General features: G+C 41.3%; 23 protein-coding genes. 14 read left to right on the top strand and 9 right to left on the bottom strand.

The window, feature by feature from the left end; genetic code table 11:
* Positions 1-61 precede the first annotated feature (61 nt).
* Entirely contained in the window at positions 62-2,647 is a 2,586-nt protein-coding gene (locus ACXIUD_RS10005; RefSeq protein ID WP_458052494.1) for a zinc-dependent metalloprotease, read from the top strand.
* A gap of 115 nt (positions 2,648-2,762) precedes the next feature.
* Here the strand turns inward: ACXIUD_RS10005 and ACXIUD_RS10000 are convergent, their stop codons facing one another.
* The 4 genes from ACXIUD_RS10000 to pdhA all read right to left on the bottom strand — a co-directional run bounded on the left by ACXIUD_RS10000 (position 2,763) and on the right by pdhA (position 6,598).
* Entirely contained in the window at positions 2,763-4,085 is a 1,323-nt protein-coding gene (locus ACXIUD_RS10000) for an aspartate kinase (RefSeq protein WP_458052493.1), read from the bottom strand.
* A 105-nt stretch (positions 4,086-4,190) separates the two neighbouring features.
* Positions 4,191-4,667 (bottom strand): 6,7-dimethyl-8-ribityllumazine synthase, encoded by a 477-nt coding sequence (gene ribH / locus ACXIUD_RS09995; protein ID WP_458052492.1) that lies wholly within the window; start codon positions 4,665-4,667, stop codon positions 4,191-4,193.
* Between the two features lie 86 nt (positions 4,668-4,753).
* Positions 4,754-5,461 (bottom strand): tetratricopeptide repeat protein, encoded by a 708-nt coding sequence (locus ACXIUD_RS09990; protein WP_458052491.1) that lies wholly within the window; start codon positions 5,459-5,461, stop codon positions 4,754-4,756.
* Positions 5,462-5,578: 117 nt separating this feature from the next.
* Positions 5,579-6,598 (bottom strand): pyruvate dehydrogenase (acetyl-transferring) E1 component subunit alpha, encoded by a 1,020-nt coding sequence (pdhA, locus tag ACXIUD_RS09985; RefSeq protein ID WP_458052490.1) that lies wholly within the window; start codon positions 6,596-6,598, stop codon positions 5,579-5,581.
* Positions 6,599-6,703: 105 nt separating this feature from the next.
* Here pdhA and recF point away from each other — a divergent pair, with 105 nt between their 5' ends.
* The 3 genes from recF (at position 6,704) to ACXIUD_RS09970 (ending at position 10,658) form a co-directional block, all read left to right on the top strand.
* Positions 6,704-7,804: a DNA replication/repair protein RecF gene (recF, locus tag ACXIUD_RS09980; RefSeq protein ID WP_458052489.1), complete on the top strand. Its 1,101-nt coding sequence runs from the start codon at positions 6,704-6,706 to the stop codon at positions 7,802-7,804.
* Between the two features lie 159 nt (positions 7,805-7,963).
* A complete protein-coding gene (locus ACXIUD_RS09975) occupies positions 7,964-9,085 on the top strand; it encodes an alpha/beta fold hydrolase (RefSeq protein ID WP_458052488.1) in 1,122 nt (373 codons plus the stop codon).
* 397 nt (positions 9,086-9,482) lie between these two features.
* Positions 9,483-10,658, top strand: a complete 1,176-nt coding sequence (locus tag ACXIUD_RS09970; RefSeq protein ID WP_458052487.1) for a 6-bladed beta-propeller — start codon at positions 9,483-9,485, stop codon at positions 10,656-10,658.
* Here ACXIUD_RS09970 and ACXIUD_RS09965 read toward each other — a convergent pair.
* Positions 10,655-11,068 (bottom strand): DoxX family protein, encoded by a 414-nt coding sequence (locus ACXIUD_RS09965; protein ID WP_458052486.1) that lies wholly within the window; start codon positions 11,066-11,068, stop codon positions 10,655-10,657. The genes ACXIUD_RS09970 and ACXIUD_RS09965 overlap by 4 nt on opposite strands.
* Before the next feature lie 110 nt (positions 11,069-11,178).
* Between ACXIUD_RS09965 and ACXIUD_RS09960 the strand changes: the two genes are divergently transcribed.
* Entirely contained in the window at positions 11,179-12,303 is a 1,125-nt protein-coding gene (locus tag ACXIUD_RS09960; protein ID WP_458052485.1) for a TlpA family protein disulfide reductase, read from the top strand.
* Positions 12,304-12,645: 342 nt separating this feature from the next.
* Entirely contained in the window at positions 12,646-13,827 is a 1,182-nt protein-coding gene (locus ACXIUD_RS09955) for an ATP-binding protein (RefSeq protein ID WP_458052484.1), read from the top strand.
* 269 nt (positions 13,828-14,096) lie between these two features.
* Here ACXIUD_RS09955 and ACXIUD_RS09950 read toward each other — a convergent pair whose 3' ends face one another.
* A complete protein-coding gene (locus ACXIUD_RS09950; RefSeq protein ID WP_458052483.1) occupies positions 14,097-14,999 on the bottom strand; it encodes a nucleotidyltransferase family protein in 903 nt (300 codons plus the stop codon).
* A gap of 544 nt (positions 15,000-15,543) precedes the next feature.
* On the opposite strand from ACXIUD_RS09950, the gene ACXIUD_RS09945 reads away from it, so the two are divergent.
* Both ACXIUD_RS09945 and ACXIUD_RS09940 read left to right on the top strand, forming a co-directional pair.
* The gene (locus tag ACXIUD_RS09945; protein ID WP_458052482.1) at positions 15,544-15,882 is read left to right on the top strand and encodes a P-II family nitrogen regulator; all 339 of its coding nucleotides are present in this window, start codon (positions 15,544-15,546) and stop codon (positions 15,880-15,882) included.
* A gap of 44 nt (positions 15,883-15,926) precedes the next feature.
* Positions 15,927-17,159, top strand: coding sequence for an ammonium transporter (locus ACXIUD_RS09940; protein ID WP_458052481.1), 1,233 nt, complete (start codon positions 15,927-15,929; stop codon positions 17,157-17,159).
* A 114-nt stretch (positions 17,160-17,273) separates the two neighbouring features.
* Here the strand turns inward: ACXIUD_RS09940 and nadC are convergent, their stop codons facing one another.
* Together nadC and ACXIUD_RS09930 are read right to left on the bottom strand one after the other, a co-directional pair.
* Positions 17,274-18,134: a carboxylating nicotinate-nucleotide diphosphorylase gene (nadC, locus tag ACXIUD_RS09935; RefSeq protein WP_458052480.1), complete on the bottom strand. Its 861-nt coding sequence runs from the start codon at positions 18,132-18,134 to the stop codon at positions 17,274-17,276.
* Between the two features lie 24 nt (positions 18,135-18,158).
* The gene (locus ACXIUD_RS09930; RefSeq protein WP_458052479.1) at positions 18,159-18,566 is read right to left on the bottom strand and encodes a DUF4783 domain-containing protein; all 408 of its coding nucleotides are present in this window, start codon (positions 18,564-18,566) and stop codon (positions 18,159-18,161) included.
* A 131-nt stretch (positions 18,567-18,697) separates the two neighbouring features.
* On the opposite strand from ACXIUD_RS09930, the gene gpmI reads away from it, so the two are divergent.
* From gpmI to ftsY, 6 genes are all read left to right on the top strand, one after another.
* Positions 18,698-20,233, top strand: a complete 1,536-nt coding sequence (gene gpmI, locus ACXIUD_RS09925; protein WP_458052478.1) for a 2,3-bisphosphoglycerate-independent phosphoglycerate mutase — start codon at positions 18,698-18,700, stop codon at positions 20,231-20,233.
* Positions 20,234-20,236: 3 nt separating this feature from the next.
* A complete protein-coding gene (locus ACXIUD_RS09920) occupies positions 20,237-20,812 on the top strand; it encodes a hypothetical protein (protein WP_458052477.1) in 576 nt (191 codons plus the stop codon).
* Positions 20,813-20,961: 149 nt separating this feature from the next.
* A complete protein-coding gene (gene rpmB, locus ACXIUD_RS09915; protein WP_189584627.1) occupies positions 20,962-21,204 on the top strand; it encodes a 50S ribosomal protein L28 in 243 nt (80 codons plus the stop codon).
* 35 nt (positions 21,205-21,239) lie between these two features.
* Complete coding sequence (gene rpmG, locus ACXIUD_RS09910) at positions 21,240-21,422, top strand: 50S ribosomal protein L33 (protein ID WP_189584630.1); 183 nt, start codon at positions 21,240-21,242, stop codon at positions 21,420-21,422.
* A gap of 45 nt (positions 21,423-21,467) precedes the next feature.
* On the top strand, positions 21,468-21,620 hold the full coding sequence (locus tag ACXIUD_RS09905; protein ID WP_458052476.1) for a DUF4295 domain-containing protein: 153 nt from the start codon (positions 21,468-21,470) through the stop codon (positions 21,618-21,620).
* A gap of 90 nt (positions 21,621-21,710) precedes the next feature.
* Positions 21,711-22,667: a signal recognition particle-docking protein FtsY gene (ftsY, locus tag ACXIUD_RS09900; RefSeq protein WP_458052475.1), complete on the top strand. Its 957-nt coding sequence runs from the start codon at positions 21,711-21,713 to the stop codon at positions 22,665-22,667.
* Positions 22,668-22,820: 153 nt separating this feature from the next.
* On the opposite strand, the gene ACXIUD_RS09895 is transcribed toward ftsY, so the two are convergent.
* The gene (locus ACXIUD_RS09895) at positions 22,821-23,951 is read right to left on the bottom strand and encodes a DUF4221 family protein (RefSeq protein ID WP_458052474.1); all 1,131 of its coding nucleotides are present in this window, start codon (positions 23,949-23,951) and stop codon (positions 22,821-22,823) included.
* Between the last annotated feature and the right edge of the window lie 472 nt (positions 23,952-24,423).

The raw sequence follows: 24,423 nt of genomic DNA, 5'->3' as shown, positions 1-24,423 counted from the left end.
GAATTTTAGCCTTATTTTTCAGGATTAGATAATAGTCAACCAAATTGAAAATACATTATACATGATGAGAACAAGCCAACGCTACCTTTTGCTCGCTATGCTTGCATTTGGAGTGGTGATGATGCCTACAGATGAGGCATTTGCACAAAAAAAGAGCAAGAAAAATGCTCCGGCAGCTACAGCGGCTCCTGCTGCTGAGAAGAAGCCGGAGAAAAAGAAGCTGGAAGATGTAGTCAAAGGCCATAAAAAGTTTGAAGGTCTTTTTACATTCTACCAAGACACCACTAGTGGTGAGATGAAATTATTGATCAAAAAAGAACAGCTTGGCAATGAATACTTGTACTTTTCCCAAATCGGGGATGGGGTAACCGATGCAGGTACTTTCCGTGGTTCTTATGGAGATAATAAAATTTTCAAAATCGAGCGCTACTTCAATCGGGTAGAATTTGTCCAACAAAACACATCCTTTTATTTCGATCCTGAGAATCCCTTGAGTCGCTCAGCTGATGCCAATATCAGTCCTGGAATCATGGCTTCTGCCAAAATCGAGTTTGAGGATGCTGAGACGGGTGTGATGGTAATTAAAGCAGATAACTTATTCTTGAAAGAAACTTTTGGGATGATCAAAAGGCCTCCTTTTCCCGGTGAATCTCCATTAGCCTTCCGATTGGGAAATTTGGATGGAGAAAAAACCAAAGTTTTGGCTATTCGATCTTATGAAAAAAATTCAGACCTAGCCGTTGAATATGTATATACTAACCCTACTGCTTTAAATGGTGGTTCGGACGCAGTAACAGACGGCAGGAATGTTTCCATCAAAGTGTACCATAGCTTGATTGAGTTACCGGATAATGGCTATGAGCCACGTTTTGAAGATCCACGTGTGGGTTATTTCACGACCAAAGTGACGGATATGACTTCAAGCTCAGCCACTCCTTATCGGGATGTAATTCACCGTTGGGATTTGAGAAAAAAAGATCCGAATGCTGCCCTTTCTGAGCCTGTGGAGCCAATTGTATGGTGGATTGAAAACTCGACTCCTCATGAGTGGAGAGAGACTATCAAGAATGCAGTATTGGAGTGGAACAAAGCATTCGAAAAAGCAGGTTTCAAAAATGCCGTACAAGTGAATATCCAACCTGATGATGCGGATTGGGATGCGGGAGATATCCGATACAACGTGTTGCGTTGGACAAGTTCTCCAAATCCTCCATTTGGTGGTTATGGTCCTAGCTTTGTCAATCCAAGAACAGGTCAAATTCTAGGTTCTGATATCATGTTGGAGTTTGTGTATCACACCAACCGTGTGGTGTACAATCAGCTTTTCGGTGAGACAGTTGCAAATGAACCTGTATTGGGAACATGGCATAATGGGCACTTCTGTACAGTAGGTGCACACCTGCAAAACAGCATGATGTTTGGTCAGGCATTTTTGAGAGCAAGTGGAGCCTCTGATTATGAGATGGAAGGGATGAAGATGGAGGCAATGGCTGAGTTATTAATGCATGAAGTAGGTCATACCTTGGGCTTGAACCATAACATGAAGGCTTCCCAGCTATTTTCACCTGCGCAGCTTGCGGATAAGGATGTTATCCAAGGAAAAGCCTTAGCGGGTTCTGTCATGGATTACATGGCGATCAATATCGCTCCTGATAAATCTAAGCAAGGACATTACTTCTCTACAACCGTAGGCCCTTACGATGTTTGGGCTATTGAATTCGGCTATACTCCTGTGAAAAATCAACAGGAAATGGATGCTATCCTAGCTAAATCAACCCGTCCAGAATTGACCTTTGGGAACGATGCTGACGATATGCGGGCGCCAGGGAAAGCGATTGACCCACGAGTAATGATTGGAGATCTTTCCAATGATCAAATAGGCTATTCTATCCACATGATGGAGACGTCTAGGAAATTGATGAACGGTATCAAAGATAAGTACACCAAAGATGGTCAATCCTATCAAGAGTTAGTGCAAGCTTATGGTATCTTGATGAATCAGTATGCAACTGCTGGTGGTGTGATGTCCCGATTTATCGGAGGTGTCTATGTGGACCGTGCTATGGCGGGTCAGGAAGGAGCGACACAGCCATACACTCCAGTAAGCTTGCAGGATCAAAAAAGAGCCATGAACGCTTTGAGCAAATACATGTTTGCTCCCAATGCTTATGAGATTCCAAATGACTTAATCAACTATTTAGCAAGACAGCGTAGAGGTTTTGACTTCTTCTCAGGTCCGGAGGATCCAAAAATCCATCAGCAAGTGTTAGGGGCGCAAAGAAGCGTATTGGCTCATTTGACACATCCAAATACCTTGCAAAGAATGGTAGATTCAGAATTGTATGGCAACAAATACAATTTGGCCACTTATATGAATGATTTGACCAAAGCCATCTTTGACGCTGATATCAGTGGAAATGTCAATTCTTTCAGACAAAACCTTCAAGTAGAGTATGTGAATACCTTAAAAGGTATGGTAGCCGGCTCTGGTAGTGCTCGCTACAATCACTTGGCAAGATCTGCTGCTTTGTATAACTTGAATTATATCAAAGGGAAAGTATCTAATGGGGGAGGCGATCTATCTTCAAGGGCACATAAAGACCATTTGAAGTTGTTGATTGAAAACTCCATGAAGGAAGTGAAATAATTGATTTTCAATCTATAAAATATAAAAAGGCTGTCTCCAATATACGAGACAGCCTTTTTGTTTTTCTTCATTTAGGCCTCATTTGTCCTAGTTGAAGTTTATGCTATTTTCTAGTCTAGTTCCACTGAAACAAACCTTCGTTGAGGCTTTTCAAGGCTTCGTTTTTTAGCTTAGCATCTAAAAGCAAGGAGATGTTGTGTCTGCTGCCACCATAGGAAACCATTCGGATGGGGTAGTCAGTCAGGCAGTTCATGACATTAGCTACTGTTCCCTTGGATTCTGCAATTACATTGCCTACGATAGAAATGATAGCTTGATTTTTATCGACCTCTACAGTTCCCAACTTTTCCAATTCCTTCGTGATTTCCTTCAAATGCGATAGGTCATCAATAGTTACAGATACTGCTACCTCGGAGGTGGTAATCATATCAATGGAGGTCTTGTAGCGTTCGAAGATTTCAAACACCTTTCTCAAAAAACCATAAGCCAAAAGCATTCTGCTTGACTTGATTTTGATAGCTGTGATGCCGTCTTTCGCAGCAATGGCTTTTACTCCTGAACCTTGTTCCTTTGCCGTAATAGTCGTTCCTTCAGCATCCGGCTCCATCGTATTGAGTAATTTTACCGGGATATTATATTTTTGTGCTGGCCAAATGGAAGCTGGGTGGAGGATTTTGGCACCGAAATAGGCCAACTCTGCTGCTTCATCAAAAGATAGCTGAGCAATAGGCTTGGTTTTATCCACGATGCGGGGATCGTTGTTGTGCATCCCGTCGATATCTGTCCAAATCTCCACCACTTCAGCATTGATGGCTGCCCCCATCAAGGAGGCAGAGTAATCCGAACCACCTCGCTTGAGGTTGTCCACTTCATTTCGGTGGTTTTTGCAGATATAACCCTGCGTAACAAAAATCCTATCCTGAGGGAAGTTGACCAAAATGTTCTTCAACTTTTCAGTGATTTTAGGCAATTCAGGCTCATGATTTTCGTCAATGCTCATAAAGTCCAAGGCAGGTAAAAATACCGCCGGAACATCCAATTCCTGTAAAAGCGTGTAGAATAACTTAGTAGAAAGTAACTCTCCCTGTGCAAGAATATCCCGATTGATGGCTTCGTTGAAAGAAATTTTCAGAATAATATTCAGGAACTCAATGTGTTCTTTGATGATTTTCTCTGCTTTGGTCCTTGCAGCATCCGTTTTCAGCAATTCCTTGTAAAAGGATTGATAGTGCTTATGTAAGGCATCGATACGCTCCTTTGCTAGGTCTTTTTTAGCTTCTGCTAAGGCTTCTCCAATCCCAACCAATGCGTTGGTAGTGCCGGAAAGGGCCGAAAGAACCACAATCTTTTTTTGATTATCCCGCGTAATCAAGTCTTTTACTTGGTGCATGCGTTCGGGTTTGCCAACAGAGGTTCCCCCGAATTTCATTATTTTCATCGTATGTAAGGTTTGAGTTGGAAAGCTTTGGATACCGTATTCTAATTTGTTGCATTAACGGATGGAAAACCGTTTCTTATTGGATTTTGTGACTGAATTTTTAATTTAAAATCCCAGCATTTTGATGGCAGTGATGGCAGCTTCATCTCCTTTGTTTCCATGCTTTCCTCCTGCACGGTCAAGTGCTTGTTGCATGGTATCAGGGGTCAAAACTCCAAAGATCACCGGTTTGTTAAATTTTAATCCAACATTTGTAATCCCGTGGGCTACCGCGTCACAGATAAAGTCAAAATGTCTGGTTTCTCCTTGGATGACACAACCCAAGCAGATGACTGCATCAATCTCTTCTTCCGCTGCAAGCCATTGTGCTCCTAAAGTAAGTTCGAAGGAACCTGGGACATCTTTTCTGTAAATATTGGATATCTGAGCGCCGTGGGCAAGAAGTGTTTCCAAGGCACCATCAAATAAAGCTCCTGTGATTTGGTCGTTCCATTCGGATACTACGATTCCAAATTTCTTGTTTGAGATATCGGGGAGGTTTGTGGTGCTATAATCGCTGAGACTTTTTAAGGATGTAGCCATGAGTATTTTATTTTTGTGGAGGTATTATAAAGCAAAAAGAGTAAGACCGGAGGCCTTACTCTTCATGAATGTATGCAATGCAAGCATCATTTAGAAGCAAGGCCTTCCAAACGCGCTTTATGTTTTCTAGCGTTGGTAAATTCAAAAGACTCGAAGTATTTCTCTTCTATCTCTCCATAAGTTTTGATGGCATTGGCAATGTCACCGGCTTCTTCATAAGCAATTGCTAATTTGCTCAAGTAGCGTGGAGCAAAGAATTTATTTTCTTTATGGTTGACAGCCTTTTTGTAATTAGAGATAGCCTCAGAAGTATTGCCCATTTCCAAGTAAGCATCACCTAGCAAAGCGAAGGCTCTTGCTTGAACAAAATAGTCCTTAGCGGAAAATTTTTTCAAATGATCAATAGCTTTTTGGTGATTGCCTTCGGATAAGTAAATAGAACCGATGTAGAAATGTGCTAAGTTAGCAGCATCCGTTCTTTTGTAGTTTTCTACTATTTTCAAGAAACCCGCATTGGAACCATCACCATTCAAAGCCAAGTCGGTCTCATCTTGCTCGAAGTAGTAGACAGCTTGGAACATTTCTGCCTGAGCTTTTTTATCTTGGTTTTGGGTGTTGATTTGCATGAATAACACACCTGCAATTATCAAGATGACCACAGCGATCACTCCACCTACCAATTTTGTATTTTCTCTTAAATAAGCTTCGCCTCTTTCCAGTCTACTTTTGATTTCTTCTGGATTTTCCAATAGTTCGTATTCTACTTCAGCTTTTTTTGTCTCTTTCTTAGCCATTATTTCTAATTTTTCGCCCGCAAATATAAGGCTTTTACTTAATTCCCAAATACTAACAAAAAATCAGTCATGTGTATTTTTTGTACACGATGACTGATCTTGTCCGATTGATTGATTTTATTCCATTACAAAAGGATAGTCTTCCTGAATGTAGACGTCTTTGAATGCATCCTGACCATCAGGCCAAGGGGACTCTTCTGCAAATTTCACAGAATCATCCACTTGTTTTTTAACCCTTTTGTCAATTTCTTTGATTTCTTCCTCTGTCAAAATGTTATTTTCCAATATGGTAGCCTTTACTTGCTCTACAGGGTCTCTTTGCTTGTATTCCTCCACCTCTTCGCGGGTTCTGTACTTCTGAGGATCTGACATAGAGTGGCCTTTATAGCGGTAGGTTCTGAATTCCAACAAGGTAGGGCCATCGCCTCTTCTAGCTCGGTCAGCTGCCTCGGCTACTGCTTCGTGCACAGCCTCTACATTCATTCCATCCACAGGGAAAGAAGGCATGTCGTAAGCTTCACCGATTTTGTAGAGCTCAGTTACATTGGATGTTCTTGCGACGGAAGTACCCATGGCATAGCCATTGTTTTCAATCACAAAGATCACCGGTACTTTGTACAACATAGCCAAGTTGAAGGCTTCGTGTACCGCACCCTGTCTCACCGCGCCGTCTCCCATGTAACAGATACATAAGTTTTTGGTGCCCTGGTATTTCTCGGCAAAACCGATACCCAAGCCCATGGGTACTTGTGCACCCACGATACCGTGACCACCCATGAAGTTACGCTCTTTGTCGAAAATGTGCATGGAGCCACCTTTACCTTTGGTAGTACCCGTTGCTTTTCCGTACAATTCTGCCATGACAGCACCTGGATCTGTACCCAAGCCCAGCGGATGTGCGTGGTCTCTGTAAGCGGTAATCCATTTGTCGTCTTTGGTCAAAGCTGTAATTGCCCCGGATGCGCAAGCTTCCTGACCGATGTATAAATGACAGAATCCTCTGATTTTTTGCTGTCCATAAAGCTGACCTGCTTTCTCCTCAAACTTTCTCATCAACAGCATACTTTCGTACCAGTATGCATACGTTTCTTTGGAATATTTAGCCTTTGCTTTGGTAGCAGTACTCTTCTTTGCCATATCAATTCAAGTAAAATATGCTAATTTAGGCCTCAAATATAATCAATTGGACTGAATTTTAAGACCGATTGCGAAAATAGTCAAAATACCTAGCGTACACACACAATGCATCTTAAAAATCTGAAATTGCTGCAATTTAAAAATTATGTGAAGGCAGAATTACAGTTTTCTCGGGAGATCAATTGCTTGGTGGGGAAAAATGGCAGCGGTAAAACCAATATCCTCGATGCGATACATTACCTCTGCCTGACCAAATCCGCTATCAATGGACAGGATGCATTGGCAGTCAAGCACGGGGAAGAGTTTTTTACACTGATGGGGGATTTTGATCGGGAAGGTAAATCTTTGGAGATTCGCTGCATTGTGGAGTCTGGCAAGAAAAAGCAGGTGCTGCAAAACGGCAAATCCATTGAAAAGATGAGCGATCATGTGGGACTGCTTCCCATCGTATTGATTGCACCGGATGATGTGCGATTGATCAGCGAGGGGAGTGAGGAGCGCAGACGCTTTTTTGATTCTATGCTCTGTCAGCTCGATCGGGTTTATATGGATCAACTGGTCAGATATCAACATTTTTTGAAGCAACGCAATGCCCTTATCAAGCAGTTTGCAGACAAAGGGAGGTGGCAGGAAGAACTGATGGAGCCTTACAATCGGGAGTTGATCAAAGGCTCCACACTATTGGCGGAAAAGCGCCGCACATTTGTGGAGGAATACAAACCTTTGGTGGAGGAGTATTACCGCTTTATAGCGGATGATCAGGAGAAGGTCAGTATCAGCTATGAATCTGACTGCTTGGAAGAAGATTTCGAGGCACAATTTCGAATGGCAGCCTCCAAAGATTTTGTCCTAAAAAGAAGCACCAAGGGGATTCATAAGGATGATTTTGTCTTTCAGATAGGGGATTATCCCATTAAAAAATTTGGTTCCCAAGGGCAGCAAAAATCCTACTTGATTGCTTTGAAGCTTGCGCAGTTCAAGGTGTTTTATGCACATTTACAGGTCAAGCCCCTGCTTTTGCTGGATGATATTTTTGATAAGCTGGATGATGGAAGGATCGAAAAGCTGATGCAGTTGGTGGCTGATCATTCTTTTGGGCAATTGTTTATCACCGATGCCCGCCCGGAGCGATCCAAGGGGATATTGAATGGCATAGAGGCTGATTGTAGATTCTTTGAGGTGGGGGAAAACTATCATGAGCGGTGATGAATAAATGATTTAATGTAGCGTTTGCTTTAATATTTTTTAACTAAACATTCATTTTTTTCTTTGAAACTTCTGATATTTTGCTTATATAAACTGAACCTATGTTTTAACTCAGCTGGCATAGCCAATTTCAGTTTTATCGATTTATACTAAAAACTCATGATGCTAAGCATATTGTTACTTTTTTCATGGTTTACCAGTGAACAATTCCAAGTGATGGTTCCGATAGATCATCAGTTGGAGGATAGTAGGAAAATACCAATCACCTATACCATCATAGGAGGTTTCGATAAAAATAGAGAGAGCATTTTTTTAGTAGACGATCCTTTAGATACCTGGGATGATAATTTCGGTCTTGTTAATGGGTTACAAGATAAGTGGAATATTGTCAGGGTTCATGGGAGGCGACAATCGGAGGAAATTAAAAAGCTAGTAGGTCCATACGAACAGGCAAACTGGAAGTTAGCTTATCGATTTTATAATCAGCGACAAGTTGCTCAGGATTTAGAATATGTTAGAAAAGCAATCGTGGGGGATCAAAAGATAATCCTTTTGGGTCAGGGTTCATCTGCTGCTGGACTTCTTCAGTATCTATCCACTTTCCCGGAGCGTGTGAGTAAAAGTGTATGGTTAAGCCCTTTGATTTTTGATGTTCATAAGAATCTGAGTTTTTTTACGCCGATTCATAAACTTAGCAGAGCCAACGTTTCATTGAACCCGCTTTTACTGTATCATTTTGCTTCACAGACAAGTTTGAATCTAGGCAATCTTTCGACTGATGAAAGTCTTTGGGGGTATTTCTCGAGTTTTTTGTTCCCTAACCTTCACTATGCATTTTTAAAAAAACTCCCCTTAGATGATGTTGCAACTCAGGTACGATTATTTGAACATTCTTATGCCTTTGGTTTGGCCACTGATCAGGGGCATCCGATTGGCAATTGGCTGAAAGCGATTAGCGAACAAGTTTGGGCTGTGTATAACCAAGAACGCTTTGATATCTATGGAGTCAACTACGATCAATCCTCGCAAATCCAAGAAAGTACGCTGATGCTCGCAGGGAAATTTGATCTTTTGATCAACTATCATAGCTATGAGGTCCTTTCGGAATTGCTGACGATGAATAAGCCCATCATCGTTAACGATGGTCATGGCTTGACAGCGCTCCATTCTTCGGGTTTGTTGCCTGCCCTCATTGAATCCTTTTTAGCAAATGATACCGATAAAAAAGTACAAGTATTTGAAGAAATGAAAAGGCTAGGGCTGTATCCGACAAGGAGATGAATCTAGCAACGGGGTTTTATTTAATTATTTTCAACTAAAAACTTGCTTCTTTCTTTCTTTCTTTCTTTCTTTCTTTAATGACTTTATGAGCAAGGAAGCTTGTAAGGATTAAAATAATTATTCATTTTAACCCAAAAGTTATGTTCAAAATCTTAAAAGTTCTAGGAGTAAGTTTATTACTCAGTTTTGGTTGGTGTTTCCAAGTGGAGGCTCAAGAGGTTTTTCCTGAAATTGGTGGTTACTTGCAGGTATCCTTACCTTGCCCTAAAAATCCCGAGATAATTGTTGAAAGGTGTATGTGGGTACTTTGGGATTCAGGTTGTGATCCCAGCGTTCAAGATTTGTGTTAATTTTAAATTAATGAGGAGTTGAATTCAACTCCTCAAATTTAGTTGGTATGAAAAATAATATTTTAGGACTTATTTTCCTCCTTTTTTCAATGTGCTCAACAAAAATTGAGTCAGGTAATGATGTTTCTACTATAAAGATTGATCTCGATAGTGCTAAAAAGGGTAATTTGTCTGAGATTTTTGAGAGCGTCAGCTATGTTTTACTAAAAACTAATGAATTAAATTCACTGGTTTGGCCTCACAGTGTTAAGGTAAGTCGGAAGGGGGAGTTTTATATTAGAGATGTTGGAACTCAAAGTTTGTTGGTTTTTGATGCTATTGGTAACTTTTTAAGAGCTTATGAACCTAAAGGAAAGGGACCACAAGAATTTTTTCAGATCATGGATTTTCAAATTTTAGATAATCAAGTGATCATTTTTGATATGTCCTTAAGTAAATTGATAGATTTTGATCATCAAGGAGTATTCATTGATGAACGTAGATTTACAAAGAGGTTTTTAAATTTTTACAAGATGGATAATTATATACTTAATTTCACAAGTTTCTCTGAAGATTATGATTTATACAGTTTTGTCAAAACGAATTTACCTTCGGAGGAGTGGGTAGGCTATTTTAAATTTCCAGAGGCTAAGTTGAATCTAGGAAATTTTGATTTTCCAGCTGGATTTATGGAGTCTTTTGACGGTAGCCGTTTGTATTTCAATATCCCTTTCTCAACTCAGGTAGCCCAATTTGATATTACATCAGGCTCATTATCTTCAATCTATAACTTTAATTTTGAGAAATATACAATGTCGGAAGAGCTAATGAAGTTAGGTAAACAAGAAATGTATAAAGTCCAGGAAGAAAATAATTTAGTTCGGCAACTGACTGCGTTTTTCCCCTTCCAAGACTTTTATTTTGTAAGTGTGTCCCAAGGAATGGGGAAAAAGAAGCACTCTATTATACTCGATAAAAACAAAAAGCCCATTTTTCATAAGTATAACTTGATCAATGACTTGGATGGGATGAAAATCTTGGGTTCACCTTGGAGTTTTTCTGCAAGTGAAGTCATTCATATGGTCGCTTCTCGTGATTTTTTGAGCGAGTATACGCAGACCTTTGCGGGTAAGGATACAAGCAATTCTCCTGATGGCATCCATCAATTTGTCCATGAGCACGAGGCAAAATTAATCGATGATTACCATGTTTTGGTTTTATATAAACTCAAGGCATCTTTTTAATACCGCTTTCGGTTGATTTGGGCATCTAGGGATAGTTTGCCAGGCCCTGTGATGCTTAAGACCAAGAATATCAGTAAAAACAACAGTGCTTTTTCTTTGGAGGCAAAGGGGTCGCCTGCATGTGCCATAAAAGCCGCTACAAACATGGTAATGCTCAGCGGTATCAAGCTGATGCGTGTCATGAAACCCAAGAGTAAGAGGATGGCGCAGAAAAACTCCGAGAAAATGGCTAGCTGCAAGGATACCGCCGGCCCTAGTCCTAATGGATCACTAAAAGTCCCCAGCTTGTTGGTGAAATCGGCAATCTTGGCCCAGCCATGGGTGAGCATCATTCCTGCCGAACCCACTCTCAAGAGGGCTAATGCAAAATCAATAGCAAAAGGTTTGGTGCTGAAGAGTAACTTTTTCATGGCGTTTTAGTTGAGTGAAGAAGTATTTGCGTGTCAAAAATAAGCATTTAATCAATCTGACATGTAACTTAGGAGCTGATTCACAATTTTACAACACAAAACTTGATTTTATGAGACACCTCGGTTTGCTGCTTGGATTTCTATGTCTGATTTATATGCCAGCACGTGCGCAACAAAAGAGCGATGCTTTCAATCAATACATTGCCTCTCTGTATGCATATGTGCAAGAGGAACTCTATCCCGTCATCGAACAATCGCTTTATGATTCAGAAGAGTCCCCTTCTGTGGAAGCCTTTGTCGCTATTGTCCAAAAAATTGATTCCCAATTACGGGAGCACCAAGCTAGTAAGGGGCTGTCTTTGACTGAATCCGAAAAGGAAGAATTAGAATCCCTGAGAAAATCACTGATGATGGAGTTGTCTGAGGCCTATATGGAGCGTGCCACAGACCTTTCTGCGGAGGAAAAATCCGGGTTTTTCCTTGACTATCTGGAGCAAATGCGCATCTTCGAGGGCCCGACTACCATCAATGATGACTTGGCCCGCACCCTGATTATGTCGCTGCATTTTGCCTTGGATGTGCCTTTTGGGATGCCGACTAATCGAGTAGAAGAGTTTATCATGGCCCAACAGGAGCCGGTGCGTGAAAATCTACGGGCGGCCATGGTTATCAATGAAATGGTTATGCTGTCGGGAGGCTATGAGGTGAGTGAGCGTTTGGTCAATCAATTTGCCAAAGAATATCCTCAGTCCATGCATCTTGCTACCATCATGGAGGACTTAAAGGACTTGGAGCGCTTGCGTACAGGTGCCAAGGTAACTGATTTTGAGTTTAAGGACCTGAGCGGTGCTACCGTGCGGCTTTCGGATTATCAAGACAAGGTTATTTATTTGGATTTATGGGCTTCCTGGTGCGGGCCTTGCATCCAAACCTTCAAGACAAAAACTCCTGCCTTTGAGAAGAAGCTCGAGGGCCTTGACCACATTGTGTTGATGTATATCTCGGTAGATGAGAAGGAAGATGCCTGGAAAAACTACTTGGATAAAAACCCCATGAAGGGTGTCCACCTATTTGCAGGCAAGGGCTTTGAAGCAGAGATTATGAAGTACTTCAAAGTATGGGGGATTCCCCGTTATTTGATGCTGGGAAGAGGCAATACCATCCTCAAAGTCAACGCTCCCAGACCCGGCGATGAAGCCTACGAGGCGCTGATAGAGGTAGGGGAGGGAATGTGATAAAAATCTCGCAGAAAGCGCGGAAGACGCTGAAAGGTTCTCGCAACGTCCGCTACGAGTGTACGCAACGCTCGCAAAGATTTATGTGATTATTTCGTTGCGCCCTTGGCGTTCATCGTTGCGCTCTTGGCGTGAGCTTTATCGGTGTCTCTCACAGATACAGGAGATTGGACAGATTTGCCACAGAGATAATTAATTTCATTTTTGCCTTTTAAATAGCGTCTTGGCGTCACTGCGTGAAACATTTTTCTCAGTGCCTAAGTAATATCGATCTCTCCAGAAAATAGATATAAATGAGATATTTACCTTGCAAATTTAAAATGATACTTTAAATTTGCAAGGATGATAAGGCGTTCAAAGGCATTTGCGATCAAAGAGGTACTGGAAGAGTTTCCTGCCGTGGTGATTATTGGTCCAAGGCAGGTTGGTAAGACCACCCTTGCACTCCATGTAGGAGAGGAGGTTGACTCCAATTGCATTTATCTTGATCTTGAAAGTCCTTCTGATCTTAAAAAATTAGAAGAAGCGGAGCATTATTTTTCATTGAACGAGGATAAATTAGTTATTCTTGATGAGATTCAACGAACGCCTGAAATTTTCAAAATTCTTAGGGGTGTCATCGATAAGAGAAAAAGAAAGGGGTTAAAAGTAGGCCAATTCTTAATTTTAGGCTCTGCATCCTTGGATTTGATTCGGCAAAGTTCAGAATCTCTAGCGGGCAGGATAGCTTACGAGGAATTAACTGTTTTTAATCTCAAGGAAATTTCTGATGGAGGTGATTTAACTACCTTATGGGTAAGAGGAGGATTTCCCGATAGTTACTTGGCTAATTCCGATTCAGCCAGTTTGCGTTGGAGGCAGAATTTCATCACCACGTATTTGGAAAGGGATATTCCACAGATTGCCAATTTTATTCCTTCAAACAGACTTCGCAGACTTTGGACTATGCTAGCCCATCAGCAAGGTTGCCAAATCAACATGAGTCAATTAGGAGCAAGTTTGGATTTGTCCTCACCAACAGTTAAGAACTATGTAGAACTATTGGAAGATTTACTATTGATTCGTACCATCAAACCTTGGTTTAGTAATTCCAAAAAGCGACTTGTAAAGACTCCGAAAGTTTATATCAGAGATTCAGGAGTCTTGCATGCATTATTAATGATTTCGGACTTGGATGAACTCCTGAGCCATCCCGTAGTCGGATTTAGTTGGGAAGGGTTTGTAATAGAAAATTTAATTGCTGTTCTTCCAAAAAATGCGGAGTTCTGGTACTACCGCACAAGTGCCGGTGCTGAGATTGACTTTGTTGTAGCATTTAAAAAAGAAGTCTGGGCTATAGAAATAAAAAAAACGTGGACTCCCAAGCTTAGCAAAGGCTTTATTAGTGGCAGCGAGGATATTAAGGCTACTAAAAGATATTTCGTTTACAGTGGCGAAGAGGTATATCCTATCGGTTCAGATACGCTGGTAGTATCTTTATCCAACATGATGGCATTGCTTGAATCACTTACGGATAACTCATAAGGGTTTCTCGCAACGTCCGCTAAGGGTGTACGCAACGGTCGCAGTGAACTGATGATGCAATTTTGTAGCGTTCGTTCTTAGCGTGAACTTTTTATTCGTTTCTCGCAGATACAGGAGATAGAACGGATGTGTCACAGATAAAATTGATTTCATTTTTGCCTTTTTAATAGCGCCTTGGCGTCCCTGTCTGCAGACAGGCGGGTCTGTGTGAAACCTTTATTTTAGAGCCTAAGTGGCATCATCCACCTAGGCCCTAAGGTTTTTTAGGGTCAGCCCCAAAGATTTTCTGGATATTCACCCTTTTCATGCAATTCCTTCAATGCTTCTATCACCCCTGGCTTATCCTCTGTATACGTTACCCCAAACCATGTCTTGCCGCCTTCCAAGATTTCAAAAGCCGCTTTGCCTGCTTGAATCAAGTTGTTGGCAATGGTTGGGATAAAGAATTCGGACTTGAGATTCTCCTGATTGGCAGGAAGAAATTCCTTCCACATAGCCTCAATATCCGAGAATACAGCCGGATGGAATCCCCAAAAGTTCATCGATACGGGCGTGCCTTCAGCAATTTCCAAGGTCTCTCCATCCCCTTTGGCTACAATTTTATTGCCTTCTCTAGCAATGGATGTACGCTCGGTCATGCCTATCAGCTGATTGGCATCGTTCATTTCACATACACCTCGCGAAACAGTTCCGTTTTCAGACAATACGTTTTCAATTGCATAACCTACCATGGCATGCAAGTTGGGCTGAACGCCGTTGCTCAAGAACTTCCCTAGTACTTCAAATGCCTCTTTGCCATAAAAGTCATCGGCATTGATGACTGCAAAGGGTTCAGCTACTGCATCTTTCGCGCAAAGTACGGCATGCGCAGTGCCGTAAGGTTTTTTTCGTTCAGGATTTTGAAATTCAGTAGGGACAAAGGATTGCAAAGACTGAAGCACAAAGTCCACTTCAATTTTCCCATGTACTTTTGGGAGGATCAATTCCTTAGTGGCTTCCAAGATTTCCTCTCGTACGATCAAGACTACTTTTCCAAAGCCTGCTCTGATCGCATCAAAGATGGAATATTCTAAAATAATTTCTCCGTTGGGCCCAAATCCGTCAATTTGTTTATTGCCTCCATACCTGCTGCCCATGCCGGCTGCTAATACTAAAAGTGTTGGTTTTGTCATACGTTCAATTGCTTTTATACCATGGCAAATTTACGCTTTTATACCTACAATGAAAGTCTTTCAAAAGAATCATCTATTTCCCTAGAAAGAGTTCGGGGAGAAGACAAATTATAATTACCCACTTTTCTGACAGTAGCTGAATTTTAGTGAAAGGGGCCTCGGCAGGCTCGGCCACCGGAGATAAATTGACAAACAAGAGGGAGGAAGAGTGTGGCGAAGCCACACTCTTCCTCCCTCTTGCCTGCCTTCAAAACGCCTCGGTTAGAGAACTTACGGAACCATTCCGAGGAGTTTTTGAAAAAATCAAACACCTGACAGAATTCATGAATTATTAAAAAAATCAAGAATAGGTTTCCTTAATACCCTTGATTTTCAATAAATGTGTTCAGAATTTATTTTTGAGATATTCTAAATACTAGTATTGTTGAAATTGAAGTAAAAAAGTTGTTTGGATGGTAAAAAATCAACCAAAAATATTTTTTTATCAAAAAAACCGCTAGATTAGCATCGAAATCCTATTAAACCGAATAAAATATTGCAGAAAATGAAAAAAATCGAAGCAATTATTAGAACATCCAAATTTGAGGACATACATAATTGTGTCGCAGGTTTGGGAGTGAAGTTTTTCACATTCTATGAAGTCAAAGGTATGGGCATGGAGCATCCCAAGGTCCAAACCTACCGGGGAGTGGCTTACGAACCTGCCTACATTCCCCGTACGAAAATAGAAATTGTGTGCGCTGATGAGCATGTAGACGAAATCGTCAATTGTATTCTGACACAAGGGAGAACAGGACAAGTCGGAGATGGAAAAATCTTCATCTACGAAGCATTGGAAGCCTACCGTATCCGAAATAGTGATACAGGAGAATCCGCCCTTTAATGCTCAAGCAATAATTCTTTACTCACGTACAAACGATCAAACCTATGAATCAAGAAATCTTTACTATCAATAATTTATGGATGATGGTGGCTACCATATTGGTTTTCATCATGCATTTAGGCTTTGCCAGTTTGGAAGCTGGCTTGACACGCGCCAAAAACACGGTCAACATCTTATTTAAAAATACGATCATACCGGCCATAGGGCTATTGACCTATGCGTTTATCGGTTTCAACTTAATGTACCCAGGGGATGATTTCGCAGGGAGTTTTTTCGGTTTAGCCGGCATTGGTTTGGAGCTTCCAGAAGGTTGGAGTACTTCGGCCTACAATGAAGGCTACACCTTTTTCACGGATTTTATATTTCAAGCGATGTTTGCTGCGACTGCTGCGACCATTGTGTCAGGAGCTGTAGCAGAGCGAATTAAGCTAGGTCCATTTATATTCTTTTCCATACTATATGTAGGTATCTGTTACCCGATAGTGGGTATGTGGAAGTGGGGCGGTGGATTTTTAGATACCTTAACTGTACCTTTTTACGATTTTGCAGGTTCTACGATTGTCCACTCGGTGGGAGGTTGGGGTGCTTTGATTGGCGCCTACTTGTTAGGGCCAAGATTAGGCAAATATACTCCGACAGGCATGAAGGCTATCCCAGGTCATAACATTCCCATGGCTACAATTGGGGTGTTTTTATTGTGGTTTGGTTGGTTTGGATTCAACGGTGGATCTGTACTGACAGCTGATCCAGGAACTGTCTCTTTGGTATTTGTGACTACCGCCATCGCTGGAGCGGCAGGAGCTATGGGAGCACTCCTTTCCTCCTATTTGAAATTCAAAACGTATGATATCACCATGGTGCTTAACGGGATTTTGGCTGGTTTGGTGTCCATTACGGCAGGTGCGGACTTGATGGGTGTAGGCGAAGCAGCTATTATTGGGTTTATCGGTGGTTCCATAGTGGTGTTTGCCGTTGTATTTTTTGATAAAATCAAAATCGATGATCCAGTGGGAGCGATCTCTGTCCACTTGGTATGTGGTATTTGGGGAACCTTGGCTGTAGGGCTTTTTGGAGACTTGGCTGGGTTGTCTCAGGTATGGTCCCAGCTGATTGGCATTGGAATTGTCGGTTTATTTTGTGTAGCGACTTCTTGGTTGATTTTCTTCCCTATGAAAAGGAGTATCGGTATCCGAGTGGATGAGCGAGAGGAACTCGAAGGCTTGGATATCAACGAACACAGCATGTCTGCTTACCCAGACTTTGCATCCAAAGATTAATTTAATTGACTATAGCCAATCTATACAAAAGCCGGGATGAGTTTCATTCCGGCTTTTTCAATGGATGATTTTGTTAGTACCTAAACTTTGGAATAGTTCTAGCCTGCATTTTCCTTAGAACGCTTTTAAGCTGATGTCTAATGATTTTACCGTATGGGTTAAGGCCCCGACAGAAATAAAGTCTACGCCACACTCAGCCACGTTGGCTAGGGTTTCTTCTGTAATTCCTCCGGATGCTTCCACCAAATAGCGACCATCAATCCTTCTCACAGCTTCTCTCATGGTTTCAAAATCCATATTGTCCAGCATGATGTAGTCAATGCCACCGATTGCCAAGACCTGATCTACTTCTGCTAAGCTTCTGGTTTCCACTTCGATTTTTAGGTCTAACTCATTATTTTTGAGATAGTCTTTGGTGTTGGCGATCGCTTGTGCGATCCCTCCGGCGAAGTCAATATGGTTGTCTTTGAGCATCACCATATCATATAAGGCAAAGCGATGATTGACGCCTCCTCCAATTGCCACTGCCCATTTTTCCAACATGCGAAAGTTTGGGGTGGTTTTACGGGTGTCCAATAATTTAGCCTTGGTATGGGCTATTTTTTTGGAAAGAGTGGCTGTTTTTGTCGCAATACCACTCATGCGCTGCATACAGTTCAATACCAATCGTTCAGTACTGAGAATAGAGGAAGCTTTTCCTTTTACCACTAATCCAATGTCTCCTGCATGGACTTCTTGTCCATCCTGCAGCAAGCGTTCTACCTGTAAGCTAGCATCGTACGCATGAAAAATCATCTCAGCCAGTTCCATGCCGGCAAGAATTCCAGGTTCTTTGATAATCAAGCGAGCTTGGCCTTGTTGAGTACTGTCAAAAGCACCTAAGCTGGAGTAGTCGCCGGGACCAATGTCCTCAGTTAAGGCAGTCTGAATAAAATCTTGCAGACGCGCTGCTGTTAAGTAGGGTAAGTCTTTCACAGCGCAAAGGTAGGAATTTTGTGCTTAGTCCTTGATGATATCGAGTGCAAAAACGAGTAAGCCTTCTTTTTCTGATTTTGCCTTGATTAAAATTTTGAAACGCTGTTCGCCTGAAAAGTAATGCGCCATAGTAGCGGTAATATCATTGTTGCCAGCACTTTTTTGGAGCAGATTGAAATCCAAAGGAGGGTATTTTTTGAAAAAATCCCGCATGACCTGCTCTGCTTGATTCTTGGAATAATGTCCGGAATTTCCGCTGATGTTGATCTCTACCCGTGACCCAAAATAGTTGGCCAACTCTCTGCTAGAACCATTTTTAAACGTGTAAGCCAATTCATCCAAATCGTGTAGTTTGTCCATTGGTATAGGCTGATGCCACCACTGAACAATCAGTAGGCTTAAAACGAAAATAAAGGTACTCAGGTTTGTCATGATGAATTATTTAAACAAATATTAAGCCAAAAAGAAAAAAATATTTCCATGCTATTTTTGTGGCATTGGTAAAGAATAGGCATTTTTACACTCTCATTTAATTTTTGTAAGGAATTAACTACACATGCGACATGAATAAGAAAGTTATTTTGATGATTTTGGACGGATGGGGTCTCGGGACCAATCCAGCTGTTTCCGCCATTGAAAAAGCACAAACCCCCTTCATGGATAGTCTTTTTAACACGTATCCTCATAGTAAATTGGATGCTTCTGGATTGGCTGTTGGACTTCCAGAAGGACAGATGGGTAACTCTGAAGTTGGCCACATGAATATCGGTGCGGGTAGGGTCGTCTATCAGGATTTGGTAAAAATCAATAAAGCAGTAGAAGAAGGTGATCTCAATACCCATCCTGTGTTGCAGGAGGCATTTGAGTATGCCAAGGATCATAACAAGGATGTACATTTCATCGGACTTGTTTCTGATGGAGGTGTGCATGCACATATCAAGCATTTAAAAGGTCTATGTGATGCAGCCAAAGCCAATGGTTTGGAAAAGGCTTTCATCCATGCTTTTACAGACGGTAGAGATACAGACCCTAAGGGAGGGCTTGGATATATCAAGGACTTGCAGGAGCATCTAAAGGGCTCCGTAGGCACGATCGCATCTGTAGTTGGCAGGTATTACGCTATGGATAGAGATAAGCGCTGGGAGCGCGTGAAATTGGCTTATGACGCCCTTGTCAAAGGAGAGGGAGAGCGCTCCAAGGATATTACAGCCGCTATTTCCAAATCCTATGTCAATGGAGTGACGGATGAATTCATCCGACCAATCATTCATGCGAATGGTGACAATAAGCCGGTAGCAACGATTAAAGAAGGCGATGTTGTTATTTGCTTCAACTTCAGAACTGACCGTGGGAGAGAAATTACCCAAGTATTGACCCAAGAGGATTTTGAAGATTACAACATGAAAAAAATGAATCTTCATTATGTAACCTTCACTAACTACGACGATACCTTTAAGGGTGTCAAGGTGCTTTTTGAAAAAGATAACCTCAACAATACCTTGGGAGAGGTGTTGGAGAAAGCTGGTAAAAAGCAGATCCGTATTGCTGAAACGGAGAAATATCCTCACGTAACCTTCTTCTTCTCGGGAGGTAGGGAAGTGGCATTTGAAGGAGAGAGCAGAATTTTGTGTCCTTCGCCCAAGGTAGCTACCTATGACTTAAAGCCGGAAATGTCTGCCTTTGAAATTGCCTCAAAAATCAAAAATGAGTTGCGTAAGAAGGAAGTGGATTTTGTCTGCCTCAACTTTGCCAATGCAGATATGGTGGGGCACACGGGCGTTTTTGATGCAGCTGTAAAAGCCTGTGAAGCTGTCGATAAATGTGCTCAACAAGTGATTGAACAAGCGCTGGAAAGCGGATATACCACCATAGTCATTGCGGATCATGGCAATTCCGATATGATGATCAATGAAGATGGGTCTCCTAATACAGCACATACGACTAATTTGGTACCTTGCATCATGGTAGACAAAGAAGATGTGCTTCCTGTGAATGATGGGAAGCTAGGTGATTTAGCCCCAACGATCTTGGCATTGATGGGAGTGGAGGTGCCTGGAGAAATGACAGGGGATAATTTGCTTGTCCAAAAGTCAAGTTAATGTATGAAAACGCTGAAAGCTCGAGTATATAACCTTTTCTTATTATTAACTCTTTCTTGCTTTATTCTAAGCTGTGACCCTTCCACTCGGGAGCGTTCAGGTGAGGAACCCGCTTATTTCCCAGTAAAAGAGTTTGTGGAAGTGTTGGCTGAAAAATTAGACAGTAAAACAGTTTCGAGACAGGTGACTGTCAATGGAGAACGTGAGCGTTCCGAAGAACTCTTTTTAGTGGAAGACTGGCTGAATGAATTTGACTTCTTTCTCCAGAATGATATTAATAGACCTGCACTTGCTGCTGCGTATGAGAGCGCCCGGAGTCCTGAGTATCTCATTCATGAGTTGAAGGAAGGCGAAAAAAATAAAACCCAAAAGGTAGTCGTGCGCTATGAGGAAGGGAAGGTCAAGGAGTTGAGTTTCTTTGAGAAGAAAGAGAACTTCTTCTATACGTCCGAAATCAGAGGAGCGATGTTTTTCAATTCCGGATCGGAGGAATTGAGCCATTATGTGATTGAAACTGCACAGGATGTGATCTGGTCCAAGCCTAATCGGATGGTAGTTCAGGGGTATGTGCGCTATTAATTCTAGTGATTTACTTGCTTAGGAGGATTTAATGTGTGGTTTTGAGAACTTTATCGAAAAAAATAAAATCAACTTTTGTTAATTCGAGCAAAAGTCCGATATTTGCAGACTCAATTTAAAAAACGTCTATACTATTACGACAATATATCATGGCAAAAGTTTGTGACATCACCGGTAAAAGACCTCGAGTAGGTAACAACGTATCGCACGCGAACAACAAAACCAAGCGTATGTTTTATCCAAACCTACACAAAAAGAACTTCTACATTCCAGAAGAAGATGCTTGGATTACGTTGAAAGTTTGTTCCAAGGCTTTGAGAACAATCAACAAAAAAGGCGTTAGCGCCGTTTTGAAAGATGCTCAGGCTAAAGGTATGATCATCATTAAATAATCAGTCAGGTTAACGCATATAAATACTAGGAAGCGATGGCTAAGAAAGGTAACAGAGTACAAGTGATTATGGAGTGCACAGAGCATAAGGATTCTGGCCTTCCAGGTACTTCAAGATACATCACAACAAAAAACCGTAAGAATACGACTACACGATTGGAGTTGAAAAAATACAACCCGATCATGAAGAAAATGACGGTTCACAAAGAAATTAAGTAATTAGGCACGGTGTTGTCAAGAAACAACCTTTAATTCTCCAAAGATATGGCAAAGAAAGTAGTAGCGACTCTAAAGAAAGAAGGTGGTGTAACTTATGCTAAAGTTATCAGAGCAGTAAAATCTGACAAAACTGGTGCTTACACCTTCAAAGAAGAAATGGTTCCAACCACTATGGTTCAGGATACCTTGAAGAAATAAGAATTTATTTCGATAAATTTCGAAATGTCCCTTTGAGCAATGACTTGAAGGGACATTTTCATTATATTCGGGCTTCAATTACATAACATTATGGGAATCTTCGGTTTTTTTTCCAAAGAAAAAAAGGAAAGTTTGGATCAGGGACTTCAAAAGTCCAGTGAAAATATTTTTTCAAAAATCAGCAAAGCAGTTGTCGGTAAGTCAAAAGTTGACGAAGAAGTTTTAGATGAGCTGGAAGAAATCCTGATCACCTCTGATGTGGGAGTTGATACCACTATCAAAGTCATCCAACGAATTGAAGAGCGGGTAGCAAAGGATAAGTATCTCAGTGCATCTGAATTGGATGTGATCTTGAGAGAAGAGGTGATGGGGCTATTGGAAGAAAACAAAAGTGCTGATCTATCAGATTTTGATTTGCCTGCAGATAAAAAACCCTATGTTATCATGGTAGTGGGAGTGAACGGCGTGGGTAAAACCACCACGATCGGAAAGTTAGCCCATCAGTTCAAAGCAGCTGGCAAGACGGTTGTCTTGGGAGCTGCGGATACCTTTAGAGCTGCTGCCGTTGATCAGTTGATTTTGTGGGGTGAGCGAGTGGGGGTGCCGGTAGTGTCTCACGGGATGAATACTGATCCTGCTTCAGTAGCCTTTGATACGGTTAAAAAAGGTGTAGAGATGAATGCCGATGTGGTAATCGTAGATACCGCAGGTCGTTTACATACCAAGGTCAACTTGATGAACGAATTGACCAAAATCAAGCGGGTGATGCAGAAATTTATCGATGCAGCGCCTCATGAAATTTTGTTGGTACTAGATGGCTCTACCGGTCAAAATGCCTTTATTCAAGCAAAAGAATTTACCAAAGCTACCGAAGTAAGTGCTTTAGCGATTACCAAATTGGATGGTACCGCTAAGGGTGGCGTAGTGATTGGTATATCCGATCAATTCAAAATCCCTGTCAAATACATCGGCGTAGGAGAAAAGATGACCGACTTGCAGGTGTTCAATCGCAAGGAGTTTGTAGATTCCTTGTTTAAGAAGAAGTAGGCTGTTGAATGGGTGTACAGCAGTTGAAAGAGATCTTATTACGGTGACAGAAAACCTGAAAGAGGTTGATAGAATTTCTGATATTCGGATTGAAAATTTGGTAGAAAGATAAAATACAACTTTACCTTTGTGTCTTCGAGCCTTCGTGGCAAATCAAAAATCGGCCTTAAGCCTCACATACCCTTCATAATCATCCGATTCAGCATCCAAAAGTTTTAAATAAACTCCATCTGGAGTAAATAATGGAATGGGGCTGATCAGTTGTGCATTGAAGCTGATCTCTGCTAATTTCTGAAAGTCAGCATTGAAGAATAGGAGTCGATGGTCTCGAATGACTTTATCATCTATTTTTTTCTCGGATACAGTCAGATTTCTTACAAATTGTTTGCGATAAGGGTTCCAACGGATAGCAGCATAGCGACTGCTTTCATGATTGGGTACAAAGGCAATCATTTCTCCATATTGCTCTGTTTTGCCTTTGAGGAATTGCAGTTTTTCGGATGATCCTGCATAGATCCACTCTTTCTTTTCAGGACTAATAAGCATCACTGAGTCGGAAGCAGGCAGTGAAATTACCTGTGCTTGCTTGTCAGGTGCATAGGTATTGAAAAAGGTACCCAGTTCTACATCTTCCAAAAACTCCTTGTAAAGTTCAGGAAAAGCAAAGGAAATATGGGGCTTGATTTCATTGGTAGTAAAATCGGCTTCCCAAATCCATACCTCCTCTTCAAAACTCCCTTCTTTCAGGATGAATGGGACCAATGGAATGAAGAGCTTTTGACTGGATTGATCCCAATACAGCTGTTGACCTTTAAGGACATTGAATAGGCTAGTTTCTCTTTTGATGTCAGTGGGAAAGGGAATTCTTTTGAGGACTTGACCATTGTGGTCTAGTTGGATGAGTTCTTTGGGGCTGTTGAGAATGAAAATATAATCTTCTGTAATCAACGAACCATAACTGAAAGGGCCAATGCCATCAGGTCCTTCTTTTTCCAGTAGTTGGACGGTTAGTGGATCAAGTGCTGGATAAGGTGTCTTAAATAACCTCGTCTGATCCAATGCTATCCAAGACTTTGAACTAGCATCGTATGTAAAAGATGCAGGTAAGCGATTAATGGTCACATCCTTTTCCAAATAGACAGTATCCAGGATCAGTTCCTCTATCGAGCCGAAAAAGACCTCTGGAGTTTTTGATTGTTCTTTTGTGTTGCACGAAAAAGTGAAAGCTATAACTAGTAATGTGCATATAGCTGCATAAAAGACAGGGGAGGTTGGGGATTTCATGTTGGATAGTTGTGGTTACCTTTTAGTATAAACTAATTCGTTAAATATAAGGGTTTATGATGGAACATACAAAATTCATTATTCGTAATTCGACGTTCATCATTCGACATTTCTTTCCAAGCTACTACTTTTGTTCTCCCCACGTGCGCAACGATAAAACGCCATGTCCGCAAAGGGTGGGTCCACGAATAGCACGAATTTCACTAATTGATTATGAGTAAATCTTAACTTGGTACATTATAGTGATTAGTTGATTAGTAGCTAAAGGTCCACGGTCGACTGTCCACGGTTTGGATAGTTGTAGATGTCTTGATTCTTTTTTCTGGACTCTTGTATCTAAACTCCTACCTCTCGGTAGGCAAGCTCGCTACTCGAATCCCTACTTGGTACCTTGTACTTGGTACTTGGTACATTATAGTGATTAGTTGATTAAGTGATTAGTAACTAGAGGTCCACGGTCGACTGTCCACGG

Source organism: Mongoliitalea sp., from assembly GCF_054166905.1.
The sequence above is the reverse complement of the archived record's forward strand: the minus strand, read 5'-3'. Positions and strand labels throughout refer to the sequence as shown.

What these genes read in the sequence shown, in the direction of transcription:
- ACXIUD_RS09970 (WP_458052487.1), top strand. Translation starts at nt 9,483, where the DNA reads ATGAAAAATAATATTTTAGGACTTATTTTCCTCCTTTTTTCAATGTGC.
- ACXIUD_RS09895 (WP_458052474.1), bottom strand. Translation starts at nt 23,951, where the DNA reads ATGAAATCCCCAACCTCCCCTGTCTTTTATGCAGCTATATGCACATTA.
- ACXIUD_RS09940 (WP_458052481.1), top strand. Translation starts at nt 15,927, where the DNA reads ATGAATCAAGAAATCTTTACTATCAATAATTTATGGATGATGGTGGCT.
- ACXIUD_RS09920 (WP_458052477.1), top strand. Translation starts at nt 20,237, where the DNA reads ATGAAAACGCTGAAAGCTCGAGTATATAACCTTTTCTTATTATTAACT.
- ACXIUD_RS09905 (WP_458052476.1), top strand. Translation starts at nt 21,468, where the DNA reads ATGGCAAAGAAAGTAGTAGCGACTCTAAAGAAAGAAGGTGGTGTAACT.
- ACXIUD_RS09955 (WP_458052484.1), top strand. Translation starts at nt 12,646, where the DNA reads ATGATAAGGCGTTCAAAGGCATTTGCGATCAAAGAGGTACTGGAAGAG.
- ACXIUD_RS09960 (WP_458052485.1), top strand. Translation starts at nt 11,179, where the DNA reads ATGAGACACCTCGGTTTGCTGCTTGGATTTCTATGTCTGATTTATATG.
- recF (WP_458052489.1), top strand. Translation starts at nt 6,704, where the DNA reads ATGCATCTTAAAAATCTGAAATTGCTGCAATTTAAAAATTATGTGAAG.
- ACXIUD_RS09945 (WP_458052482.1), top strand. Translation starts at nt 15,544, where the DNA reads ATGAAAAAAATCGAAGCAATTATTAGAACATCCAAATTTGAGGACATA.
- gpmI (WP_458052478.1), top strand. Translation starts at nt 18,698, where the DNA reads ATGAATAAGAAAGTTATTTTGATGATTTTGGACGGATGGGGTCTCGGG.
- ftsY (WP_458052475.1), top strand. Translation starts at nt 21,711, where the DNA reads ATGGGAATCTTCGGTTTTTTTTCCAAAGAAAAAAAGGAAAGTTTGGAT.
- ACXIUD_RS09975 (WP_458052488.1), top strand. Translation starts at nt 7,964, where the DNA reads ATGATGCTAAGCATATTGTTACTTTTTTCATGGTTTACCAGTGAACAA.
- rpmB (WP_189584627.1), top strand. Translation starts at nt 20,962, where the DNA reads ATGGCAAAAGTTTGTGACATCACCGGTAAAAGACCTCGAGTAGGTAAC.
- ACXIUD_RS09930 (WP_458052479.1), bottom strand. Translation starts at nt 18,566, where the DNA reads ATGACAAACCTGAGTACCTTTATTTTCGTTTTAAGCCTACTGATTGTT.
- ACXIUD_RS09950 (WP_458052483.1), bottom strand. Translation starts at nt 14,999, where the DNA reads ATGACAAAACCAACACTTTTAGTATTAGCAGCCGGCATGGGCAGCAGG.
- ribH (WP_458052492.1), bottom strand. Translation starts at nt 4,667, where the DNA reads ATGGCTACATCCTTAAAAAGTCTCAGCGATTATAGCACCACAAACCTC.
- ACXIUD_RS10000 (WP_458052493.1), bottom strand. Translation starts at nt 4,085, where the DNA reads ATGAAAATAATGAAATTCGGGGGAACCTCTGTTGGCAAACCCGAACGC.
- pdhA (WP_458052490.1), bottom strand. Translation starts at nt 6,598, where the DNA reads ATGGCAAAGAAGAGTACTGCTACCAAAGCAAAGGCTAAATATTCCAAA.
- rpmG (WP_189584630.1), top strand. Translation starts at nt 21,240, where the DNA reads ATGGCTAAGAAAGGTAACAGAGTACAAGTGATTATGGAGTGCACAGAG.
- ACXIUD_RS10005 (WP_458052494.1), top strand. Translation starts at nt 62, where the DNA reads ATGATGAGAACAAGCCAACGCTACCTTTTGCTCGCTATGCTTGCATTT.
- ACXIUD_RS09990 (WP_458052491.1), bottom strand. Translation starts at nt 5,461, where the DNA reads ATGGCTAAGAAAGAGACAAAAAAAGCTGAAGTAGAATACGAACTATTG.
- ACXIUD_RS09965 (WP_458052486.1), bottom strand. Translation starts at nt 11,068, where the DNA reads ATGAAAAAGTTACTCTTCAGCACCAAACCTTTTGCTATTGATTTTGCA.